Genomic DNA, 26,309 nt, shown 5'->3' on the forward strand with positions numbered 1-26,309 from the left:
GATTTAAAGAGCGGGAGTATACCCGATTCGGTCGCGCCTCCACCTCTTGGAGCCTATATGGCACGTTGTTTCTGGTGCTCAGACGACCCTTTATATGTGGCCTATCACGATCAAGAGTGGGGCGTGCCGTTGCGCGATGCGCATGGGCTGTTCGAGTTGTTATTGCTCGAAGGGTTCCAAGCGGGGTTGTCATGGATCACCGTTTTAAAAAAACGTGAGCACTATCGCAAAGTCATGTTCGGCTTTGACGTGCAGCGTTTAGCGTTGATGACTGACGATGAAATAGAGGCTTTGCTGCTGGATCCGGGGATCATTCGCAACCGATTGAAAGTGGCGGGAGCACGGCGCAATGCGCAAGCCTGGCTGGCGTTGCAAGACCCGGTAGCGTTTTTATGGTCGTTTGTGGGCGGCCAACCGAAAATCAATCATTTCACTGAGCGGCATGAGTTTCCTGCGGTGACGCCTGAGGCCCAAGCCATGAGCAAAGCCCTGAAAAAAGCGGGTTTTACGTTCGTCGGCCCAACCATTTGCTACGCCTTCATGCAGGCCAGTGGCATGGTCATGGACCACGCCACCACCTGCGACCGCTACGCGCAACTGGTTAACGGCGGTTAAGATGCAGCCATGAACCCTGTAGTTGCTGCCGAAGGCTGCGATAAGGCCCAAAGGGCCTTCAACAGCGGGCCGTTGCGCAACCCATCGCAGCCTCGGCTCTCGTCAGCGACTACAGAATCATTTTGTTTGGAGTGGGAAAACCCTGTGGAAAAGTTTAAAGGCGCCTTGCTGGTCGGGGCTTTGCGATTGTTTGCCATGCTCCCGTGGAGCGCAGTGCAGCGCGTGGGCTCAGCTATTGGCTGGTTGATGTGGAAACTGCCCAATCGCTCCCGCGATGTGGTGCGTATCAATTTGGCCAAGTGCTTCCCTGAAATGGACCCAGTGGCTCGCGAGCAGTTAGTCGGGCAAAGCCTCAAGGACATCGGCAAAAGTCTGACTGAAAGCGCCTGTGCCTGGATTTGGCCTGCGCAGCGCTCGATTGATCTGGTAAGAGAAGTCGAAGGTCTGGACGTGCTCAAGGACGCGCTGGCGTCAGGCAAAGGCGTGGTCGGCATCACCAGTCACTTGGGCAATTGGGAAGTGCTTAACCACTTCTATTGCAGCCAGTGCAAACCGATCATTTTTTATCGCCCGCCCAAGCTCAAGGCTGTGGATGAATTGTTGCGCAAACAACGGGTGCAGTTGGGCAACCGCGTTGCTGCGTCAACCAAAGAAGGCATTTTGAGTGTCATCAAGGAAGTGCGCAAAGGCGGTCAGGTCGGTATTCCAGCCGACCCGGAGCCGGCAGAGTCGGCGGGTATTTTTGTGCCGTTTCTTGGCACTATGGCCCTGACCAGCAAATTTGTGCCAAACATGTTGGCGGGCGGTAAAGCGGTGGGCGTGTTCTTGCACGCGTTGCGCTTACCGGACGGTTCGGGTTTTAAGGTGATTCTGGAAGCGGCCCCCGAAGCCATGTACAGCACCGACACGGCGACCTCGTGCGCTGCCATGAGCCAAGTGGTCGAGAAATACGTGCGGGCATACCCGAGCCAGTACATGTGGAGCATGAAGCGCTTCAAAAAACGTCCACCGGGCGAGGCGCGCTGGTACTAAAACGTACCGCATACACACCTTGTAGTCGCTGCCGCAGGCTGCGACTACTTATCCAGCTTTTTCAAAAACACGGTCATTTCTTTTTCGGCCTGTTTGTCACCATGGACCTGCGCTGCGCCAATCCCCTGCTCCCACGCCGTGCGTGCGGCCACTCGGTCACCCGCCGCCAAATGTGCTTTGCCCAGAAGCTTCCAGGCCGCGGAATACTTGGGGTCAAAGCTCACGCAATGTTGCAGATGCTCAGCCGCCTTGAGGTTATCCCCAAGGTCCAGATAACCCTTGCCCAAGCCAAAACGCAGCAGCGAGTTATCCACACCCTTGGCCAGCATCTTTTCCAGTGAATCGAGCATCCTGTCACTCCCTGATTTAGAAAAAACTCAGCCCCACGTGGAACAGCTTCTCTACGTCGCGAATGTGTTTTTTATCCACAAGGAACAAAATCACGTGGTCACCAGCGTTAATGACGGTGGCGTCGTGGGCAATCAACACTTCTTCGTCGCGAATGATCGCACCGATGGTGGTGCCCGGCGGCAAATGGATTTCACCAATGCTGCGGCCAATCACCTTGCTTGATTTCGAGTCACCGTGGGCGATGGCTTCGATGGCTTCTGCTGCACCTCGGCGCAGCGAGTGAACACTGACGATATCGCCGCGCCGCACGTGGGTCAGCAAGGTGCCAATAGTGGCCAACTGCGGGCTGATGGCGATGTCGATATCGCCACCTTGAATCAGGTCCACGTAGGCCGGGTTGTTGATGATGGTCATCACCTTCTTCGCGCCCAAGCGTTTGGCCAGTAGCGACGACATGATGTTGGCTTCGTCGTCGTTGGTCAGGGCTAAAAACAGGTCGGCGTCGGCAATGTTTTCTTCAAGCATCAAGTCGCGGTCTGAGGCACTGCCTTGCAGCACTACCGTGCTGTCGAGGGTGTCAGACAAGTAACGACAACGCGCCGGGTTCATCTCGATGATCTTGACCTGATAACGGCTTTCAATGGCCTCGGCCAAGCGCTCGCCGATCTGGCCACCACCCGCAATCACAATGCGCTTGTAGCTTTCGTCGAGGCGGCGCATTTCGCTCATTACGGCGCGAATGTTGGCCTTGGCGGCGATGAAAAACACCTCATCGTCGGCCTCAATCACGGTATCGCCACGGGGCGTGATCGGGCGATCCCGTCGGAAAATAGCCGCCACTCGCGTATCCACATTCGGCATGTGTTCGCGCAGCTGGCGCAATTGCTGACCAATCAACGGGCCGCCGTAGTAGGCCTTGACCGCCACCAACTGTGCTTTGCCTTCTGCGAAGTCGATCACCTGCAACGCGCCGGGGTGTTCGATCAGACGCTTGATGTAGTTGGTAACAACTTGCTCAGGGCTGATCAAGACGTCGACCGGAATCGCATCGTTGTCGAATAGCTCTTCGCCCCGCGTAAGGTAGGCCGATTCGCGCACCCGAGCGATTTTGGTCGGTGTGTGGAACAGCGTGTAGGCCACTTGGCACGCAACCATGTTGGTTTCGTCGCTGTTGGTCACGGCCACCAGCATGTCGGCATCATCGGCACCGGCCTGACGCAGAACATTGGGCAACGATGCGCGGCCCTGAATGGTGCGAATGTCGAGGCGGTCACCGAGGTCGCGTAGGCGCTCGCCATCGGTGTCGACTACGGTGATGTCATTGGACTCGCTGGCCAAATGCTCGGCCAGCGTACCGCCGACCTGCCCTGCGCCGAGGATGATGATTTTCATGCCGTCATTCCTTAACCGATTAGCCGCGAGCGGCAGCGATCTTGATCAATTTGGCGTAATAAAAGCCGTCGTGTCCGCCCTCTTGGGCCAACAACTGGCGCCCGTGGGGTTGCTTGAGACCAAACTGCCCCGCGATATCCAGCTCCCGTGCGCCGGGTGTGCGCGCCAGAAAAGCTTCAATCACTTCGGTGTTCTCGGTCGGCAATGTAGAACACGTGGCGTAGAGCAGGATGCCACCGACTTCAAGTGTGGGCCACATAGCGTCCAGCAACTCGCCTTGCAACGTGGCGAGTGCGGCGATGTCGTCCGGCTGGCGGGTGAGTTTGATGTCCGGGTGACGACGAATCACGCCGGTCGCCGAGCATGGCGCGTCGAGCAGGATGCGCTGGAACGGCTTGCCGTCCCACCATGCTGGCGTGTCGCGGCCGTCAGCGGCGATCAACTCGGCACTCAAACCCAAACGCTCAAGGTTCTCGCGTACTCGCACCAGGCGCTTGGCTTCAAGATCGACAGCCACTACGCCAGCCAGCGCAGGCTCGACTTCAAGAATGTGGCACGTCTTGCCGCCCGGCGCGCAACAGGCGTCGAGCACGCGTTGGCCCGGGGCCAGATCAAGCAGGTCGGCGGCCAATTGCGCGGCCTCGTCCTGAACGCTGATCCAGCCTTCGGCAAAGCCCGGCAAATTACGCACGTCGCAGGCTTCGGCCAGCACAATGCCGTCTTGGCTGTAAACGCAGGCGTGAGCTTCGATGCCCGCTTCAACCAGCAATTGCAGGTACGCATCGCGGCGGTGATGACGGCGATTGACGCGCAAAATCATCGGAGGGTGCGCGTTATTGGCCGCGCAAATGGCTTCCCAATGCTGCGGCCAGAAGGCTTTCAACGATTTTTGCAGCCAGCGCGGGTGGGCAGTACGCACCACTGGGTCGTGCTCCAGCTCAACCAGCAAGGCTTCGCTCTCGCGCTGCGCATTGCGCAGTACGGCATTGAGCAGACCTTTGGCCCACGGCTTTTTCAACTTGTCGGCACAACCCACGGTTTCGCCGATGGCGGCATGGGCCGGAATGCGGGTGTAGAGCAGTTGATACAGACCCACCAGCAGCAGCGCTTCAACGTCGGAGTCTGCTGCTTTGAACGGCTTTTGCAGCAGCTTGTTGGCCAGCGCCGACAAGCGCGGTTGCCAGCGGGCAGTACCGAAGGCCAAGTCTTGGGTCAGGCCACGATCACGCGCTTCAACCTTGTCCAGTTGCAGCGGCAACGAGCTGTTGAGTGAGGCTTTGCCGTTGAGGACGGCGGTCAGTGCCTTGGCGGCGGCCAAACGCGGGTTCATTGGGCGGCGCCCAGAACAGTACCGATGGCAAATTTCTCACGGCGGCTGTTGAAGAAATCACTGAAATTAAGCGCTTTGCCTCCGGGTAATTGAAGGCGCGTCAGACACAACGCGCCTTCGCCGCAGCCGACGATCAGGCCGTCTTTGCTGGCAGCCAAAATGTGCCCCGGAGCGCCTTTGGCGTCGGCCACAGTAGCGGCTAGCACTTTCAACGCTTCGCCATTGAGCGTGCTGTGGCAGATCGGCCAAGGGTTGAAGGCGCGGATCAAGCGCTCCAACTCCACGGCTGGGCGGCTCCAGTCGATGCGTGCTTCGTCTTTGTTCAGCTTGTGGGCATAGGTTGCCAGGCTATCGTCCTGGACTTCGCCTTGCAGCGTGCCAGCGGCCAAACCGGCGATGGCCTCAATCACTGCTGGTGGGCCTAGCTCGGCCAAACGGTCGTGCAAGCTGCCGCCGGTGTCTTCGCCCGTGATGGGGGTGACGGCCTTGAGTAACATGGGGCCGGTGTCCAAACCCGCCTCCATGCGCATCACGGTCACGCCGCTTTCGGTATCGCCCGCTTCAATGGCGCGCTGGATGGGCGCCGCCCCACGCCAGCGTGGCAGCAAGGACGCATGGCTGTTGATGCAGCCCAGGCGTGGAATATCCAGCACCACTTGCGGCAGGATCAGGCCGTAAGCCACCACCACCAGCAAGTCAGGTTTGAGCGCGGCCAGTTCGGCTTGAGCCTCTGGCGCACGCAGGGTTGGCGGCTGCATCACAACAATGTTGTGCTCTAGCGCCAGCTGTTTAACTGGGCTTGGCATCAGCTTTTGCCCGCGCCCGGCCGGACGATCCGGTTGGGTGTAGACCGCAACGATCTCGTAGGGGCTGTCGAGCAGCGCCTTGAGGTGTTCGGCGGCGAATTCGGGGGTGCCAGCAAAGACGATGCGCAATGGCTCAGTCATGGATTACTCACTTGGAATAGGGGGGAGGATGGTCCTGTGAGCCTGTGTGGTCGCTGCCCAGGCACGAAGGCTGCGAATCGGCTGCGTGGCAGCCGTAACCCAGGAGCCATCAATCGGTCAGATACACCGCGTTGTTCTGTTTTGCGACGGCTGCGCCGTCGACTCACCGTGGCCCAGCCTCGCCAGCAACTCCTGGCGCTCTCAGGATCAAGCGTTCTGACGGTGCAGTTTTTCAAGCTTCTTTTTGATCCGGTCACGCTTAAGCGTAGACAGGTAATCGACGAACAGCTTGCCGTTGAGGTGGTCGCATTCGTGCTGAATGCACACAGCCAGCAGGCCTTCGGCGATCATTTCGAAGGGCTTGCCATCACGGTCTAGCGCTTTGATTTTTACGCGCTGCGGGCGGTCAACGTTTTCGTAGTAACCCGGCACAGACAGGCAGCCTTCTTGATACTGGCCCATCTCGTCAGTCAGGGTTTCGAACTCGGGGTTGATAAACACCATCGGTTCGCTGCGGTCTTCGCTCAGGTCCATGACCACGATACGTTTGTGTACGTTGACCTGAGTGGCGGCCAAGCCGATACCCGGTGCTTCGTACATGGTTTCAAACATGTCATCGATCAACTGACGGACTTCGTCGTCCACAACCGCCACGGGCTTGGCGATGGTGCGCAGACGGGAGTCTGGGAATTCGAGGATGTTTAAAATGGCCATAATTTTGATTGATGCACTGTGTGAAAGATTCAAAAACGGTTGGCAGGCGGTCCTGAGGACTCGGGCAACCTGTGCAAAACGTCTCCTTCAGAGAGAACCCGCTCGGGCTCTGGCGTTTCACGCGAACGCACATAATAAAGGGATTCACCCACGGATGAAACGACTAGCTGCCGGGCTGCACGTGCCGTGTGCAGCCATTGCGCGTAGCAGTTTGAAACCAATGGGCGCTGCCTGCGTGAAACCTTGAACTAAGGTTGGGTTTCTACCGGCGATTTCAAGGCCCGACCCGGGCACTCAACTTCACCGGCTTCACTGTTTGCTAAACAACTTGTTAACAGAGTTATCCACAGCTTGTTCCTGTCGTAAAGGTATTGAAACAGATCAAGGATGATCCCATGTCGCTGTCTGATATTTCCCCTGCTGAGCTAGAAGCTCGCCTGCGTTTACATCGTTTGCCTGAGGTTGGGCCGCGGCGTTATTACACGTTGTTTAATGCCTTCGGCTCGGCCAGTTCAGCGCTCAGTGCGCCAGCCAGTGCCTGGAGCGCTCTGGGGCTGCCGGCCGTCTGCGCCCAAGCCCGGCGCAGCCCCGAAGTTCGAGACGGCGCAAGCGCTGCATTGCGCTGGCTTGAGGGCTGCCAGCAACATCTGCTGTTACACGATCAGCACAATTACCCGGCGTTACTGGCCGAACTTGGCGATGCTCCACCGCTGCTATTTGTGGCGGGCAACCCAAATATTCTGGAAAAACCACAGCTGGCTATGGTCGGCAGCCGACGCGCATCAAGGCCGGGGCTGGACACCGCTGCCGCGTTTTCGCGCAGCCTGGCAGGTGCAGGTTTTGTCATTACCAGTGGCTTGGCGCTGGGCGTAGACGGGGCTGCGCATCAGGCGGCATTAGATGTGGGTGGGCTAACCGTCGGGGTGCTGGGCACCGGCCTTGAAAAACTTTATCCACAGCGCCACCGAGGCTTGGCCGAGGCCATGATTGCCAGCGGCAGCGCGGTGGTTTCGGAGTTCCCACTGGATGCTGGCCCCTTGCCCGCCAACTTTCCGCGTCGCAACCGCATCATCAGCGGTTTGTCGCTGGGCGTGCTGGTGGTTGAGGCCAGTGTGGCCAGCGGCTCACTGATTACAGCGCGATTGGCTGCCGAACAGGGCCGCGAGGTGTATGCGATGCCGGGTTCAATCCATCACCCCGGCGCACGGGGCTGTCACCAACTGATTCGCGACGGCGCCACCTTGGTTGAAACCGTTGACCACATTCTTGAGGGGTTGCGAGGGTGGCGCTCGATGCCCTTAACCACGGGCGATTTGTTTACGCCAAGCTGTCATCCATTAGTGCAATTGTTGCAGGCAGCCCCTCACACCAGTGAAGCCTTGGCCAGTGCCAGCGGCTGGGATTTGCCGCCATTGCTCGCCGCCCTGACCGAGCTGGAGCTGGAAGGGCGCGTGGTGTTGGAGGGTGGACGTTGGTTTGCTCGCGCCAGCTAAGTACACTGCGCGCAGCACATATCTGGAGACACTCAATGATCAGCACCTGGCGCGTCCAACAAGCTGCAAGAGCCATTCGCGCAGGCGCGGTGATTGCCTATCCCACGGAAGCTGTTTGGGGTTTGGGCTGCGACCCGTGGGATGAAGACGCGGTCGAACGCTTATTGGCGATCAAGTCGCGACCTGTGGATAAAGGCCTGATTCTGATTGCCGACAACATTCACCAGTTCGACTTTTTGTTTGAAGACTTCCCGCAGGATTGGCTCGACCGCATGGCCAGCACTTGGCCTGGCCCCAATACATGGCTGGTGCCGCATCAAGGTCTGCTGCCGGAATGGATCACCGGTGTTCACGACACCGTGGCCTTGCGTGTGAGCGATCACCCGCAAGTGCGCGAGCTGTGTTCGCTGGTGGGGCCGTTGGTATCGACCTCGGCCAACCCGGCAGGCTTACCGGCTGCGCGTACGCGGTTAAAAGTTGAGCAGTATTTCCGTGGGCAAATTGACCACGTATTGGGCGGTAACCTGGGCGGCCGGAAAAATCCGAGTTTGATTCGTGATTTGGCGACCGGCAAGGTGGTACGCCCGGCCTAAGCGCTTAGTTCTTGTAGGAGCAAGTTTGCTCGCGATGCAGGCAGCGCGGTCTGTGTGAAACATGCGTGACGCATTCGCGAGCAAGCTCACTCCTACAAAGGGCGCCGTTAGGGCAGTAAAATCGTCGAGCCCGTGGTGCGGCGGGACGATAACTCGGTCTGGGCCTTGGCGGCATCACTCAGCGCAAAACGCTGGCTGATATCGACCTTGATATCACCGCTGCGGATCATCCCGAACAACTCGTCAGCCATCTTTTGTAGGCTTTCAGCGTTATTGGCGTAGGTCGCCAGCGTTGGCCGAGTGACGTACAGCGAACCCTTTTGCGACAAGATCCCCAGATTGACCCCCGTCACAGCCCCCGACGCGTTGCCAAAGCTGACCATCAGCCCGCGCGGTGCTACGCAGTCGAGCGAGGTGAGCCAAGTGTCCTTGCCGACCCCGTCGTAGACCACCGGGCACTTTTTGCCGTCAGTCAGCTCCAGTACTCGCTGGGCCACATCTTCGTGGCTGTAATCAATGGTTTCCCATGCACCCAAAGCTTTGGCGTGAGCGGCTTTTTGTGCGGAACTGACGGTGCCGATCAACTTCACGCCCAGCGCTTTGGCCCATTGGCAGGCCAGCGAACCCACACCGCCGGCTGCGGCGTGGAACAGAATGGTTTCTCCCCCTTTGAGTTCATAGGTCTGACGCAGCAAATACTGCACGGTCAGGCCCTTGAGCATTACGGCGGCGGCTTGCTCGAACGAGATGTCGTCCGGCAGTTTCACCACGTTAGCCGCAGGCAGCACATGCAATTGGCTGTAGGCACCCAGCGGCCCTGTGCCGTAAGCGACGCGGTCTCCGACGCTCAGATGGTGCACTTCGCTGCCCACCGCATCGACTACGCCCGCCCCTTCGTTGCCCAGCCCGGAAGGCAGTTCGGGCAGCGGGTACAGGCCACCACGGTAATAGGTATCAATGAAATTCAGACCGATGGCCTGATTGCGTACTCGCACCTGTAATGGGCCCGGCTCGGCGGGTTGGAAGTCCACATACTCAAGTACTTCAGGGCCGCCGTGGGCCCGAAACTGGATACGTTTAGCCATCTGCACTGTCCTCGCTCATTTCACGAAGGCTCCATCCAACGCTTAAGCGTGATCTTCGTCAACTGCGATGAGGTGGAGGGCGGTGTTATGCTAGCGGCCCTTTGCCGCCGGCCCTGCTCAGAACGAAGTGCCGCGTAGCTTTGACCTATTTAAGGTGATGTCATGACTACCCGCACCGAGGCCGTTAAAGCCTACCTGCTCGACCTTCAAGACCGCATTTGCTCTGCTCTGGAAACCGAAGATGGCGGTACGCGCTTCGTTGAAGATGCTTGGGAACGCCCAGCGGGCGGCGGCGGTCGTACCCGCGTGATCGAGAACGGCAACGTAATCGAAAAAGGCGGCGTTAACTTTTCTCACGTGTTCGGCAGCGGCCTGCCACCGTCCGCCAGTGCCCATCGCCCTGAACTGGCGGGCCGTGGGTTTGAAGCATTGGGCGTGTCATTGGTGATTCACCCGCACAACCCGCATGTGCCGACTTCCCACGCTAACGTGCGCTTTTTCATCGCAGAAAAAGAAGGCGAAGAGCCGGTCTGGTGGTTCGGTGGCGGTTTTGACCTCACCCCTTACTATGCCGTTGAAGAAGACTGCGTACACTGGCACCGCATTGCCGAGCAGGCTTGCGCGCCATTTGGTGCTGACGTTTACCCGCGCTACAAAGCCTGGTGTGACACCTATTTCCACATCAAACATCGCAACGAGCCGCGTGGCATCGGCGGCCTGTTCTTTGATGACCTGAACGAGTGGGATTTCGACACCTGTTTTGCCTTCATTCGTGCCATCGGCGATGCGTACATCGACGCCTACTTGCCGATTATTCAGCGCCGCAAAGCCGACGAATACACCGCCAAGCAGCGTGAATTTCAAGAGTTCCGCCGTGGCCGCTACGTTGAGTTCAACCTGGTATACGACCGTGGCACCCTGTTCGGCCTGCAATCTGGCGGTCGCACGGAGTCCATTCTGATGTCGTTGCCGCCGCAAGTGCGCTGGGGCTACGACTGGAAAGCGGAGCCGGGTAGCGAAGAAGCGCGTCTGACCGACTACTTCCTGCAAGACCGCGACTGGTTGGCCAACGCCTGATATTGCTCAAGGAGCTTGCCTGATGGATCGTTACGTCGTTTTCGGTAACCCAATTGCCCATAGCAAGTCGCCGGTGTTGCACCGTCTGTTTGCTGAGCAAACGGGGGAGTCGATGCAGTACGACACCTTGCTCGCCCCGCTGGAAGGTTTTGCGCCGTGTGCGTCGGCGTTTTTTCAGGAGGGGCGCGGGGCTAATGTGACTGTGCCGTTCAAGGAAGACGCTTACCGCTTGGCCAACAGCCTTACCCCCCGGGCGCAAAGGGCTGGCGCAGTCAATACCTTGAGCAAATTGGCGGATGGCAGTTTGCTTGGGGATAACACCGACGGTGCAGGTCTGGTGCGTGATCTGACGGTCAACGCGGGGTTCAGCCTTAAGGGCAAGCGCATTCTGATATTGGGCGCAGGCGGCGCAGTGCGTGGGGCGCTGGAGCCGCTATTGGCCCAAGGCCCGACTTCAGTGACTATCGCCAACCGCACCGTTGAAAAAGCCGAAATGTTGGTTGAGCTGTTCAGCGACTTGGGCCCGGTGGCCGCCAGTGGCTTTGACTGGCTGCGCGAGCCGGTGGATCTGATCATCAATGCCACTTCAGCCAGTTTGGCCGGGGCGTTACCACCGATTGCCAGCAGCCTGATCGAGCCGGGTAAAACCCTGTGCTACGACATGATGTATGGCAAAGAGCCAACGCCGTTTTGCGTCTGGGCCACTGAGCATGGCGCGGGCCAGGTCATGGATGGCTTGGGCATGCTGGCCGAACAGGCCGCAGAAGCGTTTTATCTGTGGCGTGGCGTGCGCCCGGATACGGCACCGGCGCTGGCTGAGTTGCGCAGATTGCTGGCGCAATAACGCGTGTAGGAGCTGACGCAGGCTGCGATTTTTTAAAGAATTAAAAGATCGCAGCCTGCGCCAGCTCCTACGCGATTGTTGTCAGCTTTCGAACGTTATCGGGCAGTTATTCGCGCCTTCCAGTTTGTTCAATTCCTCAATCACTTGTGGCCGCGCCCGACGCAGGGTCAAGCTTCGTCCTAAGCTCTTTAAGCGCCGCGCCTCTTGATGCAGCATCTCAACGCCTGAGTAATCAATGAAGTTGATGTGCTGAGCATCAATCACCACCCGCTGGCCTTGAGTGCGCTGCAAGCGCACTTGCAGGTAGTGGCTGGCACCAAAAAAAATCGAGCCTCCCACCCGTAACACTTCATCATCGCCCTCGCGCCATTGCTGAATACGCGGCCGCGAAGTGCGTTTGAGGTAGAAGAACAGCGAGGCCAGCACCCCGGCGTAAATTGCTGTTTGTAGCTCCAACAACAAGGTCGCGACGCACGTGAGTGCCATCACTGCAAACTCAGCCCGACTGACCCGCCACAGCGCCCGAATGCCCTGTGTGTCCACCAGCCCCCAGCTAATCAATAAAATGCTGCCCGCCATTGCCGGGATCGGAATGTGAGCAATCAACGCCGCTGCGCTCACGGCAAACAGTGCCACCCACAAAGCGGAAAACACACCGGCCAGAGGCGACTGCGCGCCAGCCTCATAACTGAGCCCCGAACGCGTAAATGAACCCGAGGACACATACCCGGAAAACAGCGCGCCCACCATGTTGGAGAGACCTTGAGCGCGGATCTCCTGATTGGCGTTGAGCATTTGCTGCGAACGTGTCGCTAACGAGCGCGCAATCGACAAACTGGTCACCAGGCCCAGCATGCCCACGGCCACAGCGCTGGGCAGCAGCCGCAACACGGTTTCGATATTCATCGACAGAGGGCTAAAAGGTGGCAAACGCCCTACAAACGATTGCACCAACTGCACGTGGGCAAAGGTTTGGGGCATCAGCCAAACCAGAAGGCTGGCCACCACGAGCGTAATCAACAGAGTTGGCCAGCGCGGCCGCCAGAGCTTGAGGAGCGCCCCGGCCAGTAATGTGCCAGCGGCTAATGTCAACGATGCCGGGTCAAAATCGCGTACATGGCTAAGCAAGGCCATCAGGCTGTCCAGGGCCGTGGCTTTGCCCGGCGCCTCAATACCCAGCACATTGGGCAACTGGCCCAGCGCGATAACCACCGCCGCGCCGAGGGTGAAACCGAGCACCACCGAGTGCGAGACAAAATTGGCCAACGCGCCAAATTTCAGCATCCCGAGCAGCCACTGAAACACCCCGGCTAGAAATGTCAGCAACAGAATCAGGCCGATGTAATCCTGACTGCCGGGCACTGCCAGCGGGCTGACACTGGCAAACAGCACAATTGAAATCGCAGCCGTCGGACCGCAAATCAAATGCCACGACGAGCCCCAAAGGCAGGCAATGATGACGGGCACAATCGCCGCATACAGGCCGTACTCAGGAGGCAGCCCGGCGATGAGCGCATAAGCGATAGACTGCGGCAGCGCCAGCACCGCCCCGCTCAGCCCCACCAGAGCATCACGCCCAACGCTGGCGCGTGTTTGTTTGGGGAGCCAGTTTAAAAATGGCAGGATGTCACGGCAGTTGGGCCGGGCCATAAGGTTCTCATCCAGATGGGATGTTGGCAGAGTGCTGTTTTAGCGGGTTGGGTGCAAGGGTGAGCTGGCTCGCTTGCTTTTCGCAGCAGTTGCCGCAGGCTACGTTCGGTTGTGAAGCAATCGTAAATTCCGAGTCTTCGATTTATCTGAACAAAATTCGATAACCCTGTTGCGAGGACTTCGCCATCGGGCGCAGCTTTCGCCAGCGGCTACAGGTTGATATTGGCTGACTTCCAAGAGGCTTTATGCAACGGATCAAGGGCTATCACGCTCACGTATATTTCGACGCCACCACCCTCGCCCGAGCGCGAGCACTGTGTGAACAGGCTGCGCAATTATTTGGCGTGCGCATGGGCCGCGTGCATGAGCGCCCGGTAGGCCCGCACCCGGACTGGAGCTGCCAACTGGCCTTCGGCCCCGAACTGATCGGCGTGGTCTTGCCGTGGCTGGCGCTCAATCGCAATGGGCTGGTGGTGTTTATGCACCCAGAGACAGGCGATGACCTGCTGGATCACACCGACCATGCGATCTGGATGGGCGCGATTCGGCCGTTGAATTTGAGTGTGTTCTAAAAGCGGTAGCAGGCTGTTACGTTCGTATTTTTGTAACTATTAATTTAGATCAGGAAGCGTCCGACATTAGTTTGGGCAGCTTCTGCATGGTTATATTTCTATACGACGCCTAGAGTTTAATTAAATACAGCCATTAACTTTTTAGTCGCACCGCGTTTTGCCGGTGTATGAGAAGGTCAATCAGTTTTATGTTCATGCTCTTTTTTTCACTGTTTTATATCTACGTGGTGGCAATGATAACTAAAGCCATTGTGGTATTTATGTGGCCTTTTTTAGTTGCCTATACGTATATCCTGACTATGGAGTATAAAACCTATCCCGTGATATGTGGAGCGTTGTCAGGTGTTAAGTTAAACGTTTCAGAGGCCTATATTACTTCTTGGCTGAATTTTGGAGGTGGACGTTATTTAGAAAAAGACTCTTCCCTTTATAGGGCGGCATGTGAAGTTGATTTTACACACCTCAGCTTGGATCTTTTTTGGCCTGGCATGCAACATGCCTATACTTTAAAGACGAGGCCGGGTTATATGAATATATCGTTGGCACCTAGTCCTGTTCGTGGAAAAGATGCTGCGCTTTGGGTGGATACTGTAATCAAATTGAGCCACGTTGGTGATAACCAGCGCGATAAATTTGATATGTCTCTGGGACTTTATTATGAGCTGCACGCAGAGACTATAGGCCGGGCCGAAAGCAGAACCCTTTATTGGACTGCTGTGGAGTCGCCGGAACAGGTGATCATTGGCTGTCGTATTTCTGCGAGTGGTAAACCTTACTCCTGCCAGCAACAATGGTTGAATGACAGCATTGGGTCGATTGTCAGTGTTAGCTACGAATCCGTTTTGAAAAAAGAGTGGAGGCAAATAAAAAATGATATTGATCGTTTTATTGACGGTCTCAAGAAATAAAGAATAAACGTATGGAAAGGACGCTAAATTATCAAGATATACATGCTGCAATGCTAATTTTGAGAGAAACAGAGCCGGGCGTTATGTATCGATACATGGCAAGCTATGGTTATAACTATTCTGCCTTGGTACTGGGTATTGAATTTCATGAAGGCGACAGCCACCGTTAACGGGCACCCCGTTGATGACATCAAAATCAATAATATTTTGCATGCTATGGCCAGCGAATATATTAAGGCTCTTGCTTCGCAAACGAATGGTAGAGCCATTACGGTCGCGCGGGATATAAATTACAAGGAAGCGTGGGGTTTTCATAATAATGTATTCAAAAAAGCAGGTTGCAGGCCTGATGCGTGGACACTTAATTCAGTCTTTAGCGTATTACCTGCGGCTGACTCTGACGCTTACTGGAAAAAAGTTTTAGCCTCGGCGGGCAATACACAGGCAGAGTTTGAATTGGCAGTTAATACGTATGTGCTAATGCGCATGGTCCAACTCACAGGATCGAAGTCGTCACAACACATGGCTCAGGGCTGGTTGGATCGTATTGAGTCTATTGAAACTGCCCGAGTAGTTGTTGACTTTGGAAGAGCCAAACTGGAGAAAAATATCGAGGCCTTATTTAAAGATCTTTCGGACTATTTCAAGGGGCTTTCAAGATCCGTACTCGGCCAACCGGGCCCTCAATCCAATTTTCCGAGCCCAGCTCCAACGCCTTCTCCCCGCAGGACTGCGCCGGTCAAAGCTCCCCTTGCTCCCATAGCTGCACCTTCACCTCCTGCCCGGCACAGTAAAAGGCGTCGCAGAGGAGGACGTCCACCCACGACTGCTGGCGGATACAACAATGGCGGACATTACGGTGGTAGTGGGGATCGACTGAAAATTGATCCTTGAACCCTGATTAGATGAAATGAGCGGGCGTGAGTTAGAGCGCCGTTTTACCAACGTTTTACTTTATGCAGTCGGGATTTTCGGGGCAGATGGATATTTTTTTTCACGGCCCTGTTCGCTTACGCGATCATCAGACGTCAACCGCCTGATAGCCCCACGCTATAACGGCTGAACGATGATCATGGCCATGTGTCATACCTTGCCATGAGCTAACGTATGACACGTGAAGCCAAGGGTAGCGATTAGTTCTAAAAGGCCATCCATGTTTAACTTGAATGCTCGTTCAAGTTAAAGCGGTAGTCCGCTGCCCGCTCACACAAGGAGGCTTACCTTTGCCGAGTCCGTTTTTTTTAACCTCGTTTTACCTCTATAAGGTGCACATCCGATGAGTGTACCCATCACGTCTGAGACGTCTGTGATCCGCATGAACCCGCCGGTGTTTTACTTTGCCGCTGCGTTCATTCTGATCTTTGGCCTGGTGGTTATTTCCATGCCCGCTGCGGCTGGTGAATGGCTGCTGGCCGCACAAAACTGGGCGGCCAATACGGTCGGCTGGTACTACATGTTAGCGATGACCCTGTATCTGATCTTCGTGGTCGTCACCGCCTTGTCTGGTTACGGCAAGATCAAGCTCGGTGCCGACCACGACGAACCCGAGTTCAGTTACCTGTCCTGGGCGGGCATGCTGTTCGCCGCAGGGATCAGCATCACGCTATTTTTCTTTTGTGTTTCCGAACCCCTCACCCACATGCTCGCCCCGCCTCAAGGCGAGGCTGGTACGTCAGAGGCTGCGCGCCAAGGCATGCAGTTGCTGTTCTTGCACTGGGGCCTGCATGGCTGGGGTGTGTTTGCGTTTGTTGGCATGGCGCTGGCGTATTTTGCGTATCGCCATAATTTGCCGCTGGCGCTGCGTTCGGCGCTGTACCCGCTCATTGGTAAACGCATCAACGGCCCTATCGGCTACGCGGTGGATGGCTTTGGCATCATCGCCACCGTGTTTGGTTTGGGCGCTGACATGGGCTTTGGGGTGTTGCACCTCAACTCCGGGCTTGATTACCTGTTTGGCTTGCCGCACACCCAATGGGTGCAGGTGGGGTTGATCACCCTGATGATGGGCGCTGCGATTCTGGTGGCCATCGCCGGTGTGGATAAGGGCGTGCGGGTGATGTCTGACATCAACATGCTGCTGGCCTGTGCGCTGCTGTTGTTTGTGTTGTTCGCAGGGCCGACTCAACATTTGCTCAACACGTTGGTGCAGAACATCGGTGACTATCTGGGCGCACTGCCGACCAAGAGTTTCGATGTGTACGCCTATGACAAGCCAAGCGACTGGCTGGGCGGCTGGACCGTGTTCTATTGGGCCTGGTGGATCGCATGGTCGCCGTTCGTGGGCCTGTTTATTGCGCGCATCTCCCGTGGCCGTACCATTCGCGAGTTCGTGTTCGGCGTGCTGTTGATTCCGCTGGGCTTCACCTTGGCGTGGATGTCGATTTTCGGCAACAGCGCCATCGACCAAGTGCTCAACCACGGCATGGTTGCCCTTGGCCAGTCGGCCATCGACGACCCGTCGCGCACACTGTACCTGCTGCTCGAAACCTACCCGTGGAGCCGAACCGTGATTGCGGTAACGGTGTTCATCAGCTTTGTGTTCTTCGTGACCTCGGCTGACTCGGGCACGGTGGTGCTGTCGACGCTCTCGGCGCGCGGCAACAACGCCGATGAAGACGGCCCGAAATGGCTGCGCGTGTTCTGGGGGGCGATGACAGCGCTGATCACCAGTGCGCTGCTGTTCTCGGGCAGCATTGATGCGCTCAAGTCGGCGGTGGTGCTCACCTCGCTGCCCTTCTCGCTGATTTTGCTGTTGATGATGTGGGGCCTGCACAAAGCGTTCTACCTGGAGTCGCAGAAGCAAATCGCGCAGATGCACTCGCTGGCACCTGTATCGGCATCTCGCCGTGGGCGTGGCGGCTGGCGTCAGCGCTTGAGCCAGGCTGTGCACTTCCCGTCCCGTGATGAGGTGTACCGCTTTATGGACACCACCGTGCGCCCGGCGATTGAAGAAGTGAGTGCGGTGTTCCTTGAAAAAGGGCTCAACGTCGTCACCCAGCCAGACCCGGCCAACGACAACGTGAGCCTGGAAATCGGCCACGGCGAAGAGCACCCGTTTATCTATCAGGTGCAAATGCGTGGTTACTTCACGCCGTCCTTCGCCCGTGGTGGTTTTGGCAAAAAAGAGCAACTGCGTAACCGCCGTTACTACCGTGCTGAAGTGCATTTGGCCGAAGGCAGTCAGGACTACGACCTGACGGGCTACACCAAAGATCAAATCATCAACGACATCCTCGACCAGTACGAGCGCCATTTGCAGTTCTTGCACTTGGTGCGGTGATCGAGAAAGCGGTGGCTCGGGCAGTGCGTATTGCCTGAGTCATCGTTTTTTTGAAACGGGCAAATACCCCCGCAAGAGCTGGCGCTGCTGTGTATCAGCCATACGCGGACGCTACGCGCCCGATCGCAGTTTTCGTGCCTCGACAACGACTACAGAGCGGGTTAGCGGCACACCCTTGTGTAGGCGCTGCCGAAGGCTGCGATCGGCTGCGCAGCAGTCGCAGAATCAGGCACTGCAATGTTTAAACCAAACCTCCGTTTGCTCGCAAAACCTGCCCGTTGACCCAGTCTGCCGCAGGGCTGACCAGAAACGAGACGATGTTGGCGATGTCTTGCGGCTGGCCCAGACGTTCCAGTGGCGGCATTTTGGCGAAATTCTGGATTTGTTCTTCGGTCTTGCCTTGCATGAACAACTCTGTTGCCACCGGCCCCGGTGCCACCGCGTTGACAGTGATTTTCCGGCCGCGTAACTCTTTGGCAAACACTTGGGTCAGCGATTCAACGGCAGCCTTACTGGCGATGTACACCGCGTAACCCGGCAAATTCAGGCCCACAGTACTGCTCGAAAAGTTGACGATACGGCCACCGCTGTTCAGGCGAGTGGCTGCCTCGCGCAGGGTGTTGAACGTGCCACGGGTGTTGATATTGAATGTTTGATCAAACAGCTCATCGCTGTGTTGCGCCAGAGGCAACACTTTGAGCACACCTGCGTTATTGATCAACACATCGGGCGCGCCCAGATGCTGTTCGGTTTCATCGAACAAACGTTTCACGTCAGCAGCGTTGGCTACATCGGCTTGTACGGCAATGGCCTGATGCCCGGCCTGACGTAGTTCTGCAACCAATGCGCAGGCTTCGCTGGCGCTGCTGGCGTAGTTAATGACGACGGCAAAACCCTCACCTGCCAGTTGTTTAGCAATCACGGCACCAATACCGCGTGAAGCGCCAGTAATGATGGCGACTTTAGGTTGGGAAGCACTCACGGCAACACTCCTCAAATGGGTTAGGTGTGGGGCTAAATCATAGGCGTGTTTGAGCCGTCGAATAATGAAGAAACCCCCGCTGGCGCCCAATGCTGCTCACTTAAGTGAGCAGCATTGGCACTGGCGGCGGCTGCGGGTCAGTGATCAAGCATGCGCTGGCGGCGCGTCTTTGCTTTCTTTGATCTTGTACCAAGCCACGTAGAGTGCTGGCAGGAACAGCAGCGTGAGCAAGGTGGCCGAGATGATGCCACCAATCATGGCGTAGGCCATTGGCCCCCAGAACACGTCACGCGCAATGGGGATCATGCCCAAACTCGCAGCCGCAGCCGTCAGCAGGATTGGCCGACGGCGGTGTTCAGTGGCTTGCACCACTGCGTGCCACGGGTCGAAACCATCGCGCTCGTATTGGTCGATCTGGGTCACCAAAATCACCGAGTTACGCACGATGATGCCCACCAGCGCCAAAATCCCCAAAATCGCCACAAAGCCCATTGGCGTGCCGGTTGGCACCAGGGCCAGTACCACGCCGATCAAGCCGAGCGGCGCCACGCTGACCACCAAAAACATCTTCTGCACACTTTGCAGTTGGATCATCAAGAACGTGGCCATCAAAAACAGCATCAACGGCACGACCTTGGCGATTGGGCCTTGGGCCTTGGCGCTTTGCTCCACGGTGCCGCCAGTTGCCAGCGTGTAGCCCTGCGGCAGGCTTTCAGCAAACTTGTCGATCTCGGGTTTGAGTTGCGTCACCAAGTCGGTCGGTTGCATCGAACCGCGCACGGAGGCCTTGAGGGTCAGTGTCGGAATCCGGTCACGGCTCCAGATCAACGGCTGCTCCAGCTCGTAACGCACTGTGGCAAAGGCCAGCAGCGGAATCGACGTCCCGCTTGGCGTGGTGATTTGCAGGTTGAGCAGGGTCTCGGGGGTGCCGCGCTCACTGCCGATGGCCCGCCCGATGATGTTGATCAGGTAGATGTCGTCCTTGACCTGACTGACCGCTGCCCCGCTGACGATGCTGTTCATCATGTGGGCTATGTCTTCAGAAGACAGCCCAAACTGGCGGGCCTTGTCCTGAGCAATGTCGATGCGCAGCACTTTGCCCGGTTCGTTCCAGTTGAAGATGGTCTCGCCGACGTTGGGGTTGGCGTCGAGCACCGAGGCCAAGTCCAGTGAGTATTTGCGCACCAGATCAATGTTTTTGCCGCTAACTCGATATTGCAGCGGTTGGCCTACAGGCGGCCCCAGTTCGAGCGTGTGCACGAAACTGCCGACTCCGACATAGTCTTCGCGCAGGCGTTTTTGCAGGCGTTCGATCAATACATCGCGGCTCTCAAGGCCGGTGCTGACGATCACCAACTGAGCGTAGAACGGGTTTTGCAGTTGCTGGTCGAGCGGCAGGTAGAAACGAATCGCACCCTCTCCGATGTACGAACTCCAGCGCACGATGTCCGGGTCGCCTTTAAGCGACTCTTCAAAACGCTGGGTGACTTTGAGGGTTTCCTGAATGGATGCGTTTTGCGGCAGGTTCAAATCCACCAAAATTTCGGGTCGGTCTGAGGCCGGGAAGAACTGGTTTTGCACCAGCCCCATGCCGAATATCGACAGCACAAACATTAGCACCGTGACGCCAATCGTCCACCAACGGTTGCGCATGCACCACAGCAGGCCAGTGTCGAAGGCTTGAGCCAGACGGCCCGGTTTCTCGGGTTTGGGTTTGACCTTGGCGCTGAGGATGTGCACGCCCAGTACTGGCGCAAACAGCACCGCCACCACCCACGACACAATCATCGCCACGGCAATCACCGCGAACAACGTAAAGGTGTATTCCCCCGCCGAACTGCTGTTCAGGCCGATGGGCACAAAGCCGGCCACGGTCACTAACGTGCCGGTGAGCATCGGAAAGGCTGTGGAGTGGTAGGCGAAGGTCGCCGCCTGCTCCTTGGTTTCGCCCAATTCGAGCCGCGTGATCATGACCTCCACCGTGATCATCGCGTCGTCCACCAGCAAGCCCAGCGCGATGATCAGCGCGCCCAGCGACACACGCTGCATGGCGATGCCAGTGAACTCCATGAACACGAAAACCAGCGCCAGCACCAACGGGATCGAGATCGCCACCACCAGACCTGCGCGCAGGCCCAAGCTGATAAAACTCACGGCCAGCACGATGATGACTGCTTCAAACAACGCGCTGGTGAAGCCGCCCACGGCCACTTCAACCACTTGCGCCTGATTGGACACCATGTGTACATCAACCCCGACCGGTAGTTGGGCGGTGAGGTCGTCGATGCGTTGTTGCAGTTGTTTGCCAAACTCTTGAATGTTGCCGCCGTCGATCATGGCAATCGCCAGGCCAATGGCGGGCTTGCCATTGAAATGGAACATGGGCGCTGCCGGGTCGACGTACCCGCGGGTGATTTCAGCGATATCCGCCAATCGGTAGAAGCGGTCGTTGACCCGCAGGTTCACTGCTTCCAGATCTTCAACATTCTGGAACTGCCCCGAGGTGCGCACCGACATGCGTTCGGGGCCTGCTTCAATGACGCCCGCTGGCGTTACGGCGTTTTGCGCTTGCAGGCTTTGGAGTACGTGCTGCTGATCGAGGCCCAGTGCAGCCAGTTTGCGGGTCGAGAAGTTCAGGTAAAAAGTTTCGTCCTGCTCACCAATGGTCGTGACCTTGCCGCGATTGGGCACATCACGGATGCCCGTGCGCACTTGCTCTACGTAGTCGCGCAGTTGGCGCATGGTGAAGCCATCGCCGGTAAAGGCAAAGATAGTGCCGTACACATCGCCGAACTCATCGTCGAACCCCGGGCCCTGGATGCCCTGCGGGAAATCGCCGCGAATGTCGCCGATTTTTTTGCGTACTTCGTACCAGATATTAGGGATGGCATCGGCTTTGGTGGTGTCTTTCAGAAACACGAAAACCGTGGACTCGCCGGGCCGCGTATAACTCTGCACGTAGTCGAGCGAGTCCAGCTCTTCGAGCTTTTTCTCGATGCGATCGGTGATTTGCAGCCGTGTTTCATCGACCGTAGCGCCGGGCCATCGGGTCTGGATGACCATCGTTTTGATGGCGAAGGACGGGTCTTCAGCGCGGCCCAGATTGATGTATGAAAAAATCCCGGCGACCACTGCGACAAACATCAAATACCAGACAAACGACTGATGTTTCAGAGCCCACTCGGACAGGTTGAACTTCCCATTCATTGCGAGCTTTCCTTATCGAGTCTGACTTTTTGTCCGGGGGTGAGGCTGTTAACCCCTGCGCTGACCACGTAATCGCCCGCTTTCAAGCCGCCTGCCAGCAGTGCGTTTTTTGCATCACGGCGCAGTACGCTCACGTCTCGCGGGCTGACGGTGTCGGCTTGTAGGTCGACCACCCAGACGCGGGTATGGCCGTCGGCTTCTTGCACGGCCGTCAGCGGTAATTCGAAGTGCTCAGCAATGGGGCTACTGACTGTCACGCTGACCGAGCTGCCGAGGCGGAACGCGGGCGGGGTTTGATCCAGCGTCAGGCGAGTACGGCGGGTACGTGTGGCGCTGTCAGCTTGTGGGGCGATTTCACGCACACGGGCGCTGGTGTGGATGTTTGGGTCGAGCTGCCCCGCCACGCGAAACACAATGCCCTTGGGCAGTGCTTCGGCCAGCGGCCCCGGCAGATCAATTACCGCTTCTTTGATTTCAGGGCGCGCCAGCGTGACCACTTCTTCGCCAACGCTCACCACCTGCCCGGCCTCGGCCTTCCAATCGGTGATCACTGCATCATGGTCGGCGCGCAGGTTGCAGTAACTGAGTTGGTCTTGGGCTTGATTGACCGCTGCGACCGCTTGTTGCATCGAAGCGGCGGTGGTTTTCAGATCGGCCTGCGCGGTGTCCAGCTGTGCTTGCGCGCCCACGCCGCGGTTAAACAGCTCTTGTTGGCGGCGAGCATTGGCCTGGGCATTGATCAATTGCGCTTGCACCTTGGCCAGATCACCTTGGGCTGCGCGCAGGTTGTTTTGTTGGTCGGTCGGGTCGAGGTTGGCCAGAATATCGCCTTGCTTCACCACCGCGCCGACATCGTAATGCCGGCGTACGATCCGGCCTGGCACGCGAAAGCCCAGCGTGCTTTCGTAACGTGCTTCGATGCTGCCAGCAAAACGCCCCAAGCTTTCTGAGAACTCGGGTTGGGCCACCACATACAGCACTGGGCGAGTCGGCTCGGGAGGGACTTTTTCAGAGCAGCCCACCAGCCACGCGGCGGCTAAAGGTACGATCCACAAGTGCTTCATAGCTGTGCCCCCTGTGCTGGGGAGGGGGCGATTTCGACCTTCATGCCGGGGTGCAACAACTGCCCGCCTGCGACCACGACGTTTTCTCCGTCCTTGAGCCCTTCGCTGACGATCACGCTGCCCGTGAGGTAGCGCCCGACCTTGACTCGCTGCAGCCGCACGTTGTTTTTCTCATCGGCCACCCACACAGCGGGCTCGCTGATGTCTTTGGTCAAGGCTGACCACGGCAGTTCAATGCTGCGACTGGCAGGCGGGGTGAGGTTGACGGTAACAATCGAACCCAAATCCATGCCCTTGGGCAGCGTGTCCAGTTGCACTTTGATTTGCAGGGTGCCGCTCTGTGCCGACACGGTAGGAGTGATTTCGCGGATCTGGCCGTTGACCTTGACTGTCGGGTCGCTCAGCAACGTGACTTGCACCGTTGGGTCTTTGGGCGGCTCGATAAACAGCGACTCGTACACGTTAAATACCGCGTCGCGGGCGCCATCACGGGCCAGGGTAAATATGGGCATGGTGGCCTGCACCACTTGGCCGACCTCAGCCTGACGGGCCGTGATAACCCCCGGCGCTTCGGCCTCAAGGTTGCTGTAACTCAATTGCTCGCGGGCATTGGCCAATTGCGCTTGTGCGGCGGCCAACGCACTTTGTGCGCTCAACTGAGCGGCGTTGGCGGCATCGTATTCACTTTGGCTGGTGTAGCCCTTGGGCAGCAGCTTTTGCTGGCGAATAAAGGCGGCGCGGGTTTGCACCACTTGGGCTTGTTGCGCATTGACGCTGGCCTGAGCCGTTTGGACCTGAATTTTCAGGTCTTTTGGGTCCAGCCGCGCCAGTACTTGATGGGCTTGAATGTGATCGCCCACATCGACCTTACGCTCGATAATCTTGCCGCCTACCCGAAAGGACAGCTGGGTTTCGACCCGGGCCTGAATATCACCGCTCAGTTGAATCGGCGGCGCAAATTCGCGCGTATTAACTTGCTGTACATAAACCCGAGGGGACAAAGGCTCTGTGGGGCCTTTGTTGTCGCAAGCGGTCAGGAGCGCCAACAGGCTCAAGCCCAAAACACACTTCATTCGTGGACCAGCCATGCAGGCTCCTTTGCGTGATGCTGACTTAGCGTGACGATACGACTGATAGCGTAGAACAGGGTTCCGTGTCTGTGGAACTCAATACGCACTTACTCGTATTCGACTCTGTAGTCGATGGAGCGGGTTGTACAAAGAGGGGGGCGGTTGGCTTGGAGGTATGAGTATTAGAGCCTAGTACTTTCAATATCTTCACGTTGCCCGGATCGGATAGCTTTGCTTTTAGCAGCCTTTTTCAAAGCCGCTTCAGCTTTTGCAGCTGTTTTAGCTTTTGCAAAGTCCTTTGCCCTTGCTTTCATAACCTTCCAAGAGAGCTTTGTCGAAATTAAATTGCTCATACCACCTAATAGAGCTATGGACATATTTGCGTACATCAGCCCCTTGTTGATGGCGTCATCTTCAGCTTTAGGCACGCTATTACGAATGGTGGTAAAAGTACTCGCGGTGAACATTAGTGCGGTTCCGACAAATTTTGTAAGCTCCGCCGCAGTGTAAAAATTTTTGTAAACCGCAATGAGGGATTGCACAGTTGGTGTTGAGGGGAGAACAGCAGAAAAGGATATGACTAGGCTAATAGTTGTGAGCACTGTAGGGATATCTAGAAAATCGAGAAAAGCTCTCCCGCTAGGATCCACCTTATTTATCGGGTCTCCCCCGCAATACGCATACGCATTTAACCCGCCTTTACCAAACGGGCTTAAACGGTCATGGCTGTTAAACCGCATTAACACCGGGTTATACGCACGATGACCATTGCCTAATAAATAGTGCCCGGTTAGCCGGTCAGCATGCTCGCCATTAAAACCCAGCAAACTACCAAGCCCACTTTGAGCACGATGATGACCATATGCGTCATAGGCCTGAGCTCGAGCGTCTGTAGCATTGATGCTGTGCAACACGCTTCGCGGCTGGTCGGTGGCCAGTAGTGCCGTTTGCCCCTGAAACTGCTTTTCAGCCAGCAGTTGATTGCCGTATTGAAACACCGAGTGTGGCACTGACCCTTGCAACTCGGTGGTCAAGTGTTCGCGGTTGTAAAACCGCTGGGTTGGTACTAACGGATTGGTGCGGGTGCCAACCAGCCTATCTAAAGGGTCATACAGATAAGTTTTGATCAATCTATCGGGGTTAGGCATCGGTCTGACTCTTTGCAGCAAAGAGATTTAGCGTCCATCTGCTAGCAAGATTTGCCAACCTGTCAGATCTACTAGGTATTGGTTGAGCCCAATAAAAAACGCCGACGCTTTAATAGCCGTCGGCGTTTTTGGTGGGCTGGCGCGAGATCAGAACGCTGGCAGCACTGCACCGTTGTATCTTTTCGCGATGAAGGCTTTGACTTCTGGGCTGGTCAGGGCATTGGCCAGCTTTTGGATGGCGTCGCTGTCTTTGTTGTCCGGGCGTGCCACCAGGAAGTTCACGTAGGGCGAATCAGCACCTTCAATGATCAGCGCATCAGTGGCCGGGTTCAGGCCCGCTTCCAGCGCGTAGTTGGTGTTGATCATGTCCAGATCAACTTGATCCAGCACCCGTGGCAGCATCGCAGATTCAAGCTCTTTGAACTTGAAGTTGTGCGGGTTCTTGGCGATGTCTTTTGGGGTAGAAACAGCGTTGGCTGGGTCTTTGAGTTCAATCAGCCCAGCCTTATGCAGCAGGATCAACGCACGGCCGCTGTTGCTGCCTTCGTTGGGGATGGCGATGGTTGCGCCGTTTTTGAGCTCTGACAGGTTTTTAACTTTTTTCGAGTAACCACCAAAGGGTTCAACGTGAACGCCTTTCACGGTCACCAAGTCGGTTTTTTTGCCTTTGTTGAAGCTTTCGAGGTATGGCAGGGTCTGGAAGTAGTTGGCGTCCAGACGTTTCTCGGCCACTTGCACGTTCGGTTGCACGTAGTCGGTGAAGACTTTGATTTCCAGATCCACGCCTTGTTTGGCGAGGGTCGGTTTGATCAGCTCAAGGATTTCGGCGTGGGGAATCGGGGTCGCAGCCACCAACAGTTTCTCGCCAGCCTGTGCCAGGCCTGCCGTCAAAGCAGCCGCCAATGCGGTAAACAACAGAACCTTTTTCATGCAATGCCCCTAAGTGTGTGCCCGT

General features: G+C 56.9%; 23 protein-coding genes. 10 read left to right on the forward strand and 13 right to left on the reverse strand.

Translation table 11 applies throughout. From position 1 onward, the window contains the following. The first annotated feature begins 57 nt into the window (after positions 1 to 57). On the forward strand, positions 58 to 615 hold the full coding sequence (locus tag ACZRJQ_RS14305) for a DNA-3-methyladenine glycosylase I (protein ID WP_463978979.1): 558 nt from the start codon (positions 58 to 60) through the stop codon (positions 613 to 615). Positions 616 to 759: 144 nt separating this feature from the next. Further along, on the forward strand, positions 760 to 1,647 hold the full coding sequence (locus tag ACZRJQ_RS14310) for a lysophospholipid acyltransferase (protein WP_463978980.1): 888 nt from the start codon (positions 760 to 762) through the stop codon (positions 1,645 to 1,647). 44 nt (positions 1,648 to 1,691) lie between these two features. Here ACZRJQ_RS14310 and ACZRJQ_RS14315 read toward each other — a convergent pair whose 3' ends face one another. The 5 genes from ACZRJQ_RS14315 to def form a co-directional block, all read right to left on the reverse strand. After that, on the reverse strand, positions 1,692 to 1,997 hold the full coding sequence (locus tag ACZRJQ_RS14315) for a tetratricopeptide repeat protein (RefSeq protein ID WP_463978981.1): 306 nt from the start codon (positions 1,995 to 1,997) through the stop codon (positions 1,692 to 1,694). 16 nt (positions 1,998 to 2,013) lie between these two features. Beyond that, the gene (trkA, locus tag ACZRJQ_RS14320; protein WP_463978982.1) at positions 2,014 to 3,390 is read right to left on the reverse strand and encodes a Trk system potassium transporter TrkA; all 1,377 of its coding nucleotides are present in this window, start codon (positions 3,388 to 3,390) and stop codon (positions 2,014 to 2,016) included. Between the two features lie 19 nt (positions 3,391 to 3,409). Next, positions 3,410 to 4,720, reverse strand: coding sequence for a 16S rRNA (cytosine(967)-C(5))-methyltransferase RsmB (rsmB, locus tag ACZRJQ_RS14325; RefSeq protein WP_463978983.1), 1,311 nt, complete (start codon positions 4,718 to 4,720; stop codon positions 3,410 to 3,412). Continuing rightward, positions 4,717 to 5,667 (reverse strand): methionyl-tRNA formyltransferase, encoded by a 951-nt coding sequence (gene fmt / locus ACZRJQ_RS14330; protein WP_463978984.1) that lies wholly within the window; start codon positions 5,665 to 5,667, stop codon positions 4,717 to 4,719. The genes rsmB and fmt overlap by 4 nt, the downstream gene beginning before the upstream one ends. 207 nt (positions 5,668 to 5,874) lie before the next feature. Then, a complete protein-coding gene (gene def / locus ACZRJQ_RS14335; protein WP_463978985.1) occupies positions 5,875 to 6,381 on the reverse strand; it encodes a peptide deformylase in 507 nt (168 codons plus the stop codon). 395 nt (positions 6,382 to 6,776) lie between these two features. Here def and dprA point away from each other — a divergent pair, with 395 nt between their 5' ends. Beyond that, positions 6,777 to 7,874 carry a DNA-processing protein DprA gene (gene dprA, locus ACZRJQ_RS14340; protein WP_463978986.1) on the forward strand — a complete coding sequence of 366 codons (1,098 nt, stop codon included), beginning with the start codon at positions 6,777 to 6,779 and terminating at the stop codon, positions 7,872 to 7,874. A gap of 35 nt (positions 7,875 to 7,909) precedes the next feature. Further along, a complete protein-coding gene (tsaC, locus tag ACZRJQ_RS14345; protein ID WP_463978987.1) occupies positions 7,910 to 8,467 on the forward strand; it encodes an L-threonylcarbamoyladenylate synthase type 1 TsaC in 558 nt (185 codons plus the stop codon). Between the two features lie 107 nt (positions 8,468 to 8,574). Here tsaC and ACZRJQ_RS14350 read toward each other — a convergent pair whose 3' ends face one another. Continuing rightward, positions 8,575 to 9,552, reverse strand: coding sequence for an NADPH:quinone reductase (locus ACZRJQ_RS14350; protein WP_463978988.1), 978 nt, complete (start codon positions 9,550 to 9,552; stop codon positions 8,575 to 8,577). A 162-nt stretch (positions 9,553 to 9,714) separates the two neighbouring features. On the opposite strand from ACZRJQ_RS14350, the gene hemF reads away from it, so the two are divergent. Together hemF and aroE are read left to right on the forward strand one after the other, a co-directional pair. Next, positions 9,715 to 10,629, forward strand: coding sequence for an oxygen-dependent coproporphyrinogen oxidase (gene hemF, locus ACZRJQ_RS14355; protein ID WP_463978989.1), 915 nt, complete (start codon positions 9,715 to 9,717; stop codon positions 10,627 to 10,629). Positions 10,630 to 10,651: 22 nt separating this feature from the next. Continuing rightward, positions 10,652 to 11,473 carry a shikimate dehydrogenase gene (aroE, locus tag ACZRJQ_RS14360; RefSeq protein WP_463978990.1) on the forward strand — a complete coding sequence of 274 codons (822 nt, stop codon included), beginning with the start codon at positions 10,652 to 10,654 and terminating at the stop codon, positions 11,471 to 11,473. 81 nt (positions 11,474 to 11,554) lie between these two features. Here the strand turns inward: aroE and ACZRJQ_RS14365 are convergent, their stop codons facing one another. Beyond that, complete coding sequence (locus tag ACZRJQ_RS14365) at positions 11,555 to 13,123, reverse strand: SulP family inorganic anion transporter (RefSeq protein ID WP_463978991.1); 1,569 nt, start codon at positions 13,121 to 13,123, stop codon at positions 11,555 to 11,557. A gap of 245 nt (positions 13,124 to 13,368) precedes the next feature. Between ACZRJQ_RS14365 and ACZRJQ_RS14370 the strand changes: the two genes are divergently transcribed. From ACZRJQ_RS14370 to betT, 4 genes are all read left to right on the forward strand, one after another. Continuing rightward, a complete protein-coding gene (locus ACZRJQ_RS14370) occupies positions 13,369 to 13,695 on the forward strand; it encodes a DOPA 4,5-dioxygenase family protein (protein WP_463978992.1) in 327 nt (108 codons plus the stop codon). A 188-nt stretch (positions 13,696 to 13,883) separates the two neighbouring features. After that, on the forward strand, positions 13,884 to 14,603 hold the full coding sequence (locus tag ACZRJQ_RS14375; RefSeq protein WP_463978993.1) for a hypothetical protein: 720 nt from the start codon (positions 13,884 to 13,886) through the stop codon (positions 14,601 to 14,603). A 147-nt stretch (positions 14,604 to 14,750) separates the two neighbouring features. Continuing rightward, positions 14,751 to 15,497: a hypothetical protein gene (locus ACZRJQ_RS14380; protein WP_463978994.1), complete on the forward strand. Its 747-nt coding sequence runs from the start codon at positions 14,751 to 14,753 to the stop codon at positions 15,495 to 15,497. Positions 15,498 to 15,918: 421 nt separating this feature from the next. Further along, entirely contained in the window at positions 15,919 to 17,883 is a 1,965-nt protein-coding gene (gene betT / locus ACZRJQ_RS14385; protein ID WP_463979056.1) for a choline transporter BetT, read from the forward strand. Between the two features lie 241 nt (positions 17,884 to 18,124). Here the strand turns inward: betT and ACZRJQ_RS14390 are convergent, their stop codons facing one another. From ACZRJQ_RS14390 to ACZRJQ_RS14415, 6 genes are all read right to left on the reverse strand, one after another. Continuing rightward, on the reverse strand, positions 18,125 to 18,865 hold the full coding sequence (locus ACZRJQ_RS14390; RefSeq protein ID WP_463978995.1) for an SDR family oxidoreductase: 741 nt from the start codon (positions 18,863 to 18,865) through the stop codon (positions 18,125 to 18,127). Between the two features lie 144 nt (positions 18,866 to 19,009). After that, complete coding sequence (locus ACZRJQ_RS14395) at positions 19,010 to 22,072, reverse strand: efflux RND transporter permease subunit (RefSeq protein ID WP_463978996.1); 3,063 nt, start codon at positions 22,070 to 22,072, stop codon at positions 19,010 to 19,012. Then, positions 22,069 to 23,136, reverse strand: coding sequence for an efflux RND transporter periplasmic adaptor subunit (locus ACZRJQ_RS14400; protein ID WP_463978997.1), 1,068 nt, complete (start codon positions 23,134 to 23,136; stop codon positions 22,069 to 22,071). The genes ACZRJQ_RS14395 and ACZRJQ_RS14400 overlap by 4 nt, the downstream gene beginning before the upstream one ends. Next, the gene (locus tag ACZRJQ_RS14405; protein ID WP_463978998.1) at positions 23,133 to 24,224 is read right to left on the reverse strand and encodes an efflux RND transporter periplasmic adaptor subunit; all 1,092 of its coding nucleotides are present in this window, start codon (positions 24,222 to 24,224) and stop codon (positions 23,133 to 23,135) included. The genes ACZRJQ_RS14400 and ACZRJQ_RS14405 overlap by 4 nt, the downstream gene beginning before the upstream one ends. 164 nt (positions 24,225 to 24,388) lie before the next feature. Further along, a complete protein-coding gene (locus tag ACZRJQ_RS14410) occupies positions 24,389 to 25,354 on the reverse strand; it encodes an RHS repeat-associated core domain-containing protein (RefSeq protein ID WP_463978999.1) in 966 nt (321 codons plus the stop codon). Positions 25,355 to 25,501: 147 nt separating this feature from the next. Then, positions 25,502 to 26,284, reverse strand: a complete 783-nt coding sequence (locus tag ACZRJQ_RS14415; RefSeq protein WP_463979000.1) for a MetQ/NlpA family ABC transporter substrate-binding protein — start codon at positions 26,282 to 26,284, stop codon at positions 25,502 to 25,504. Positions 26,285 to 26,309: the final 25 nt, after the last annotated feature.

The sequence above is a fragment of the Pseudomonas sp. E315 genome (genome assembly GCF_055406205.1).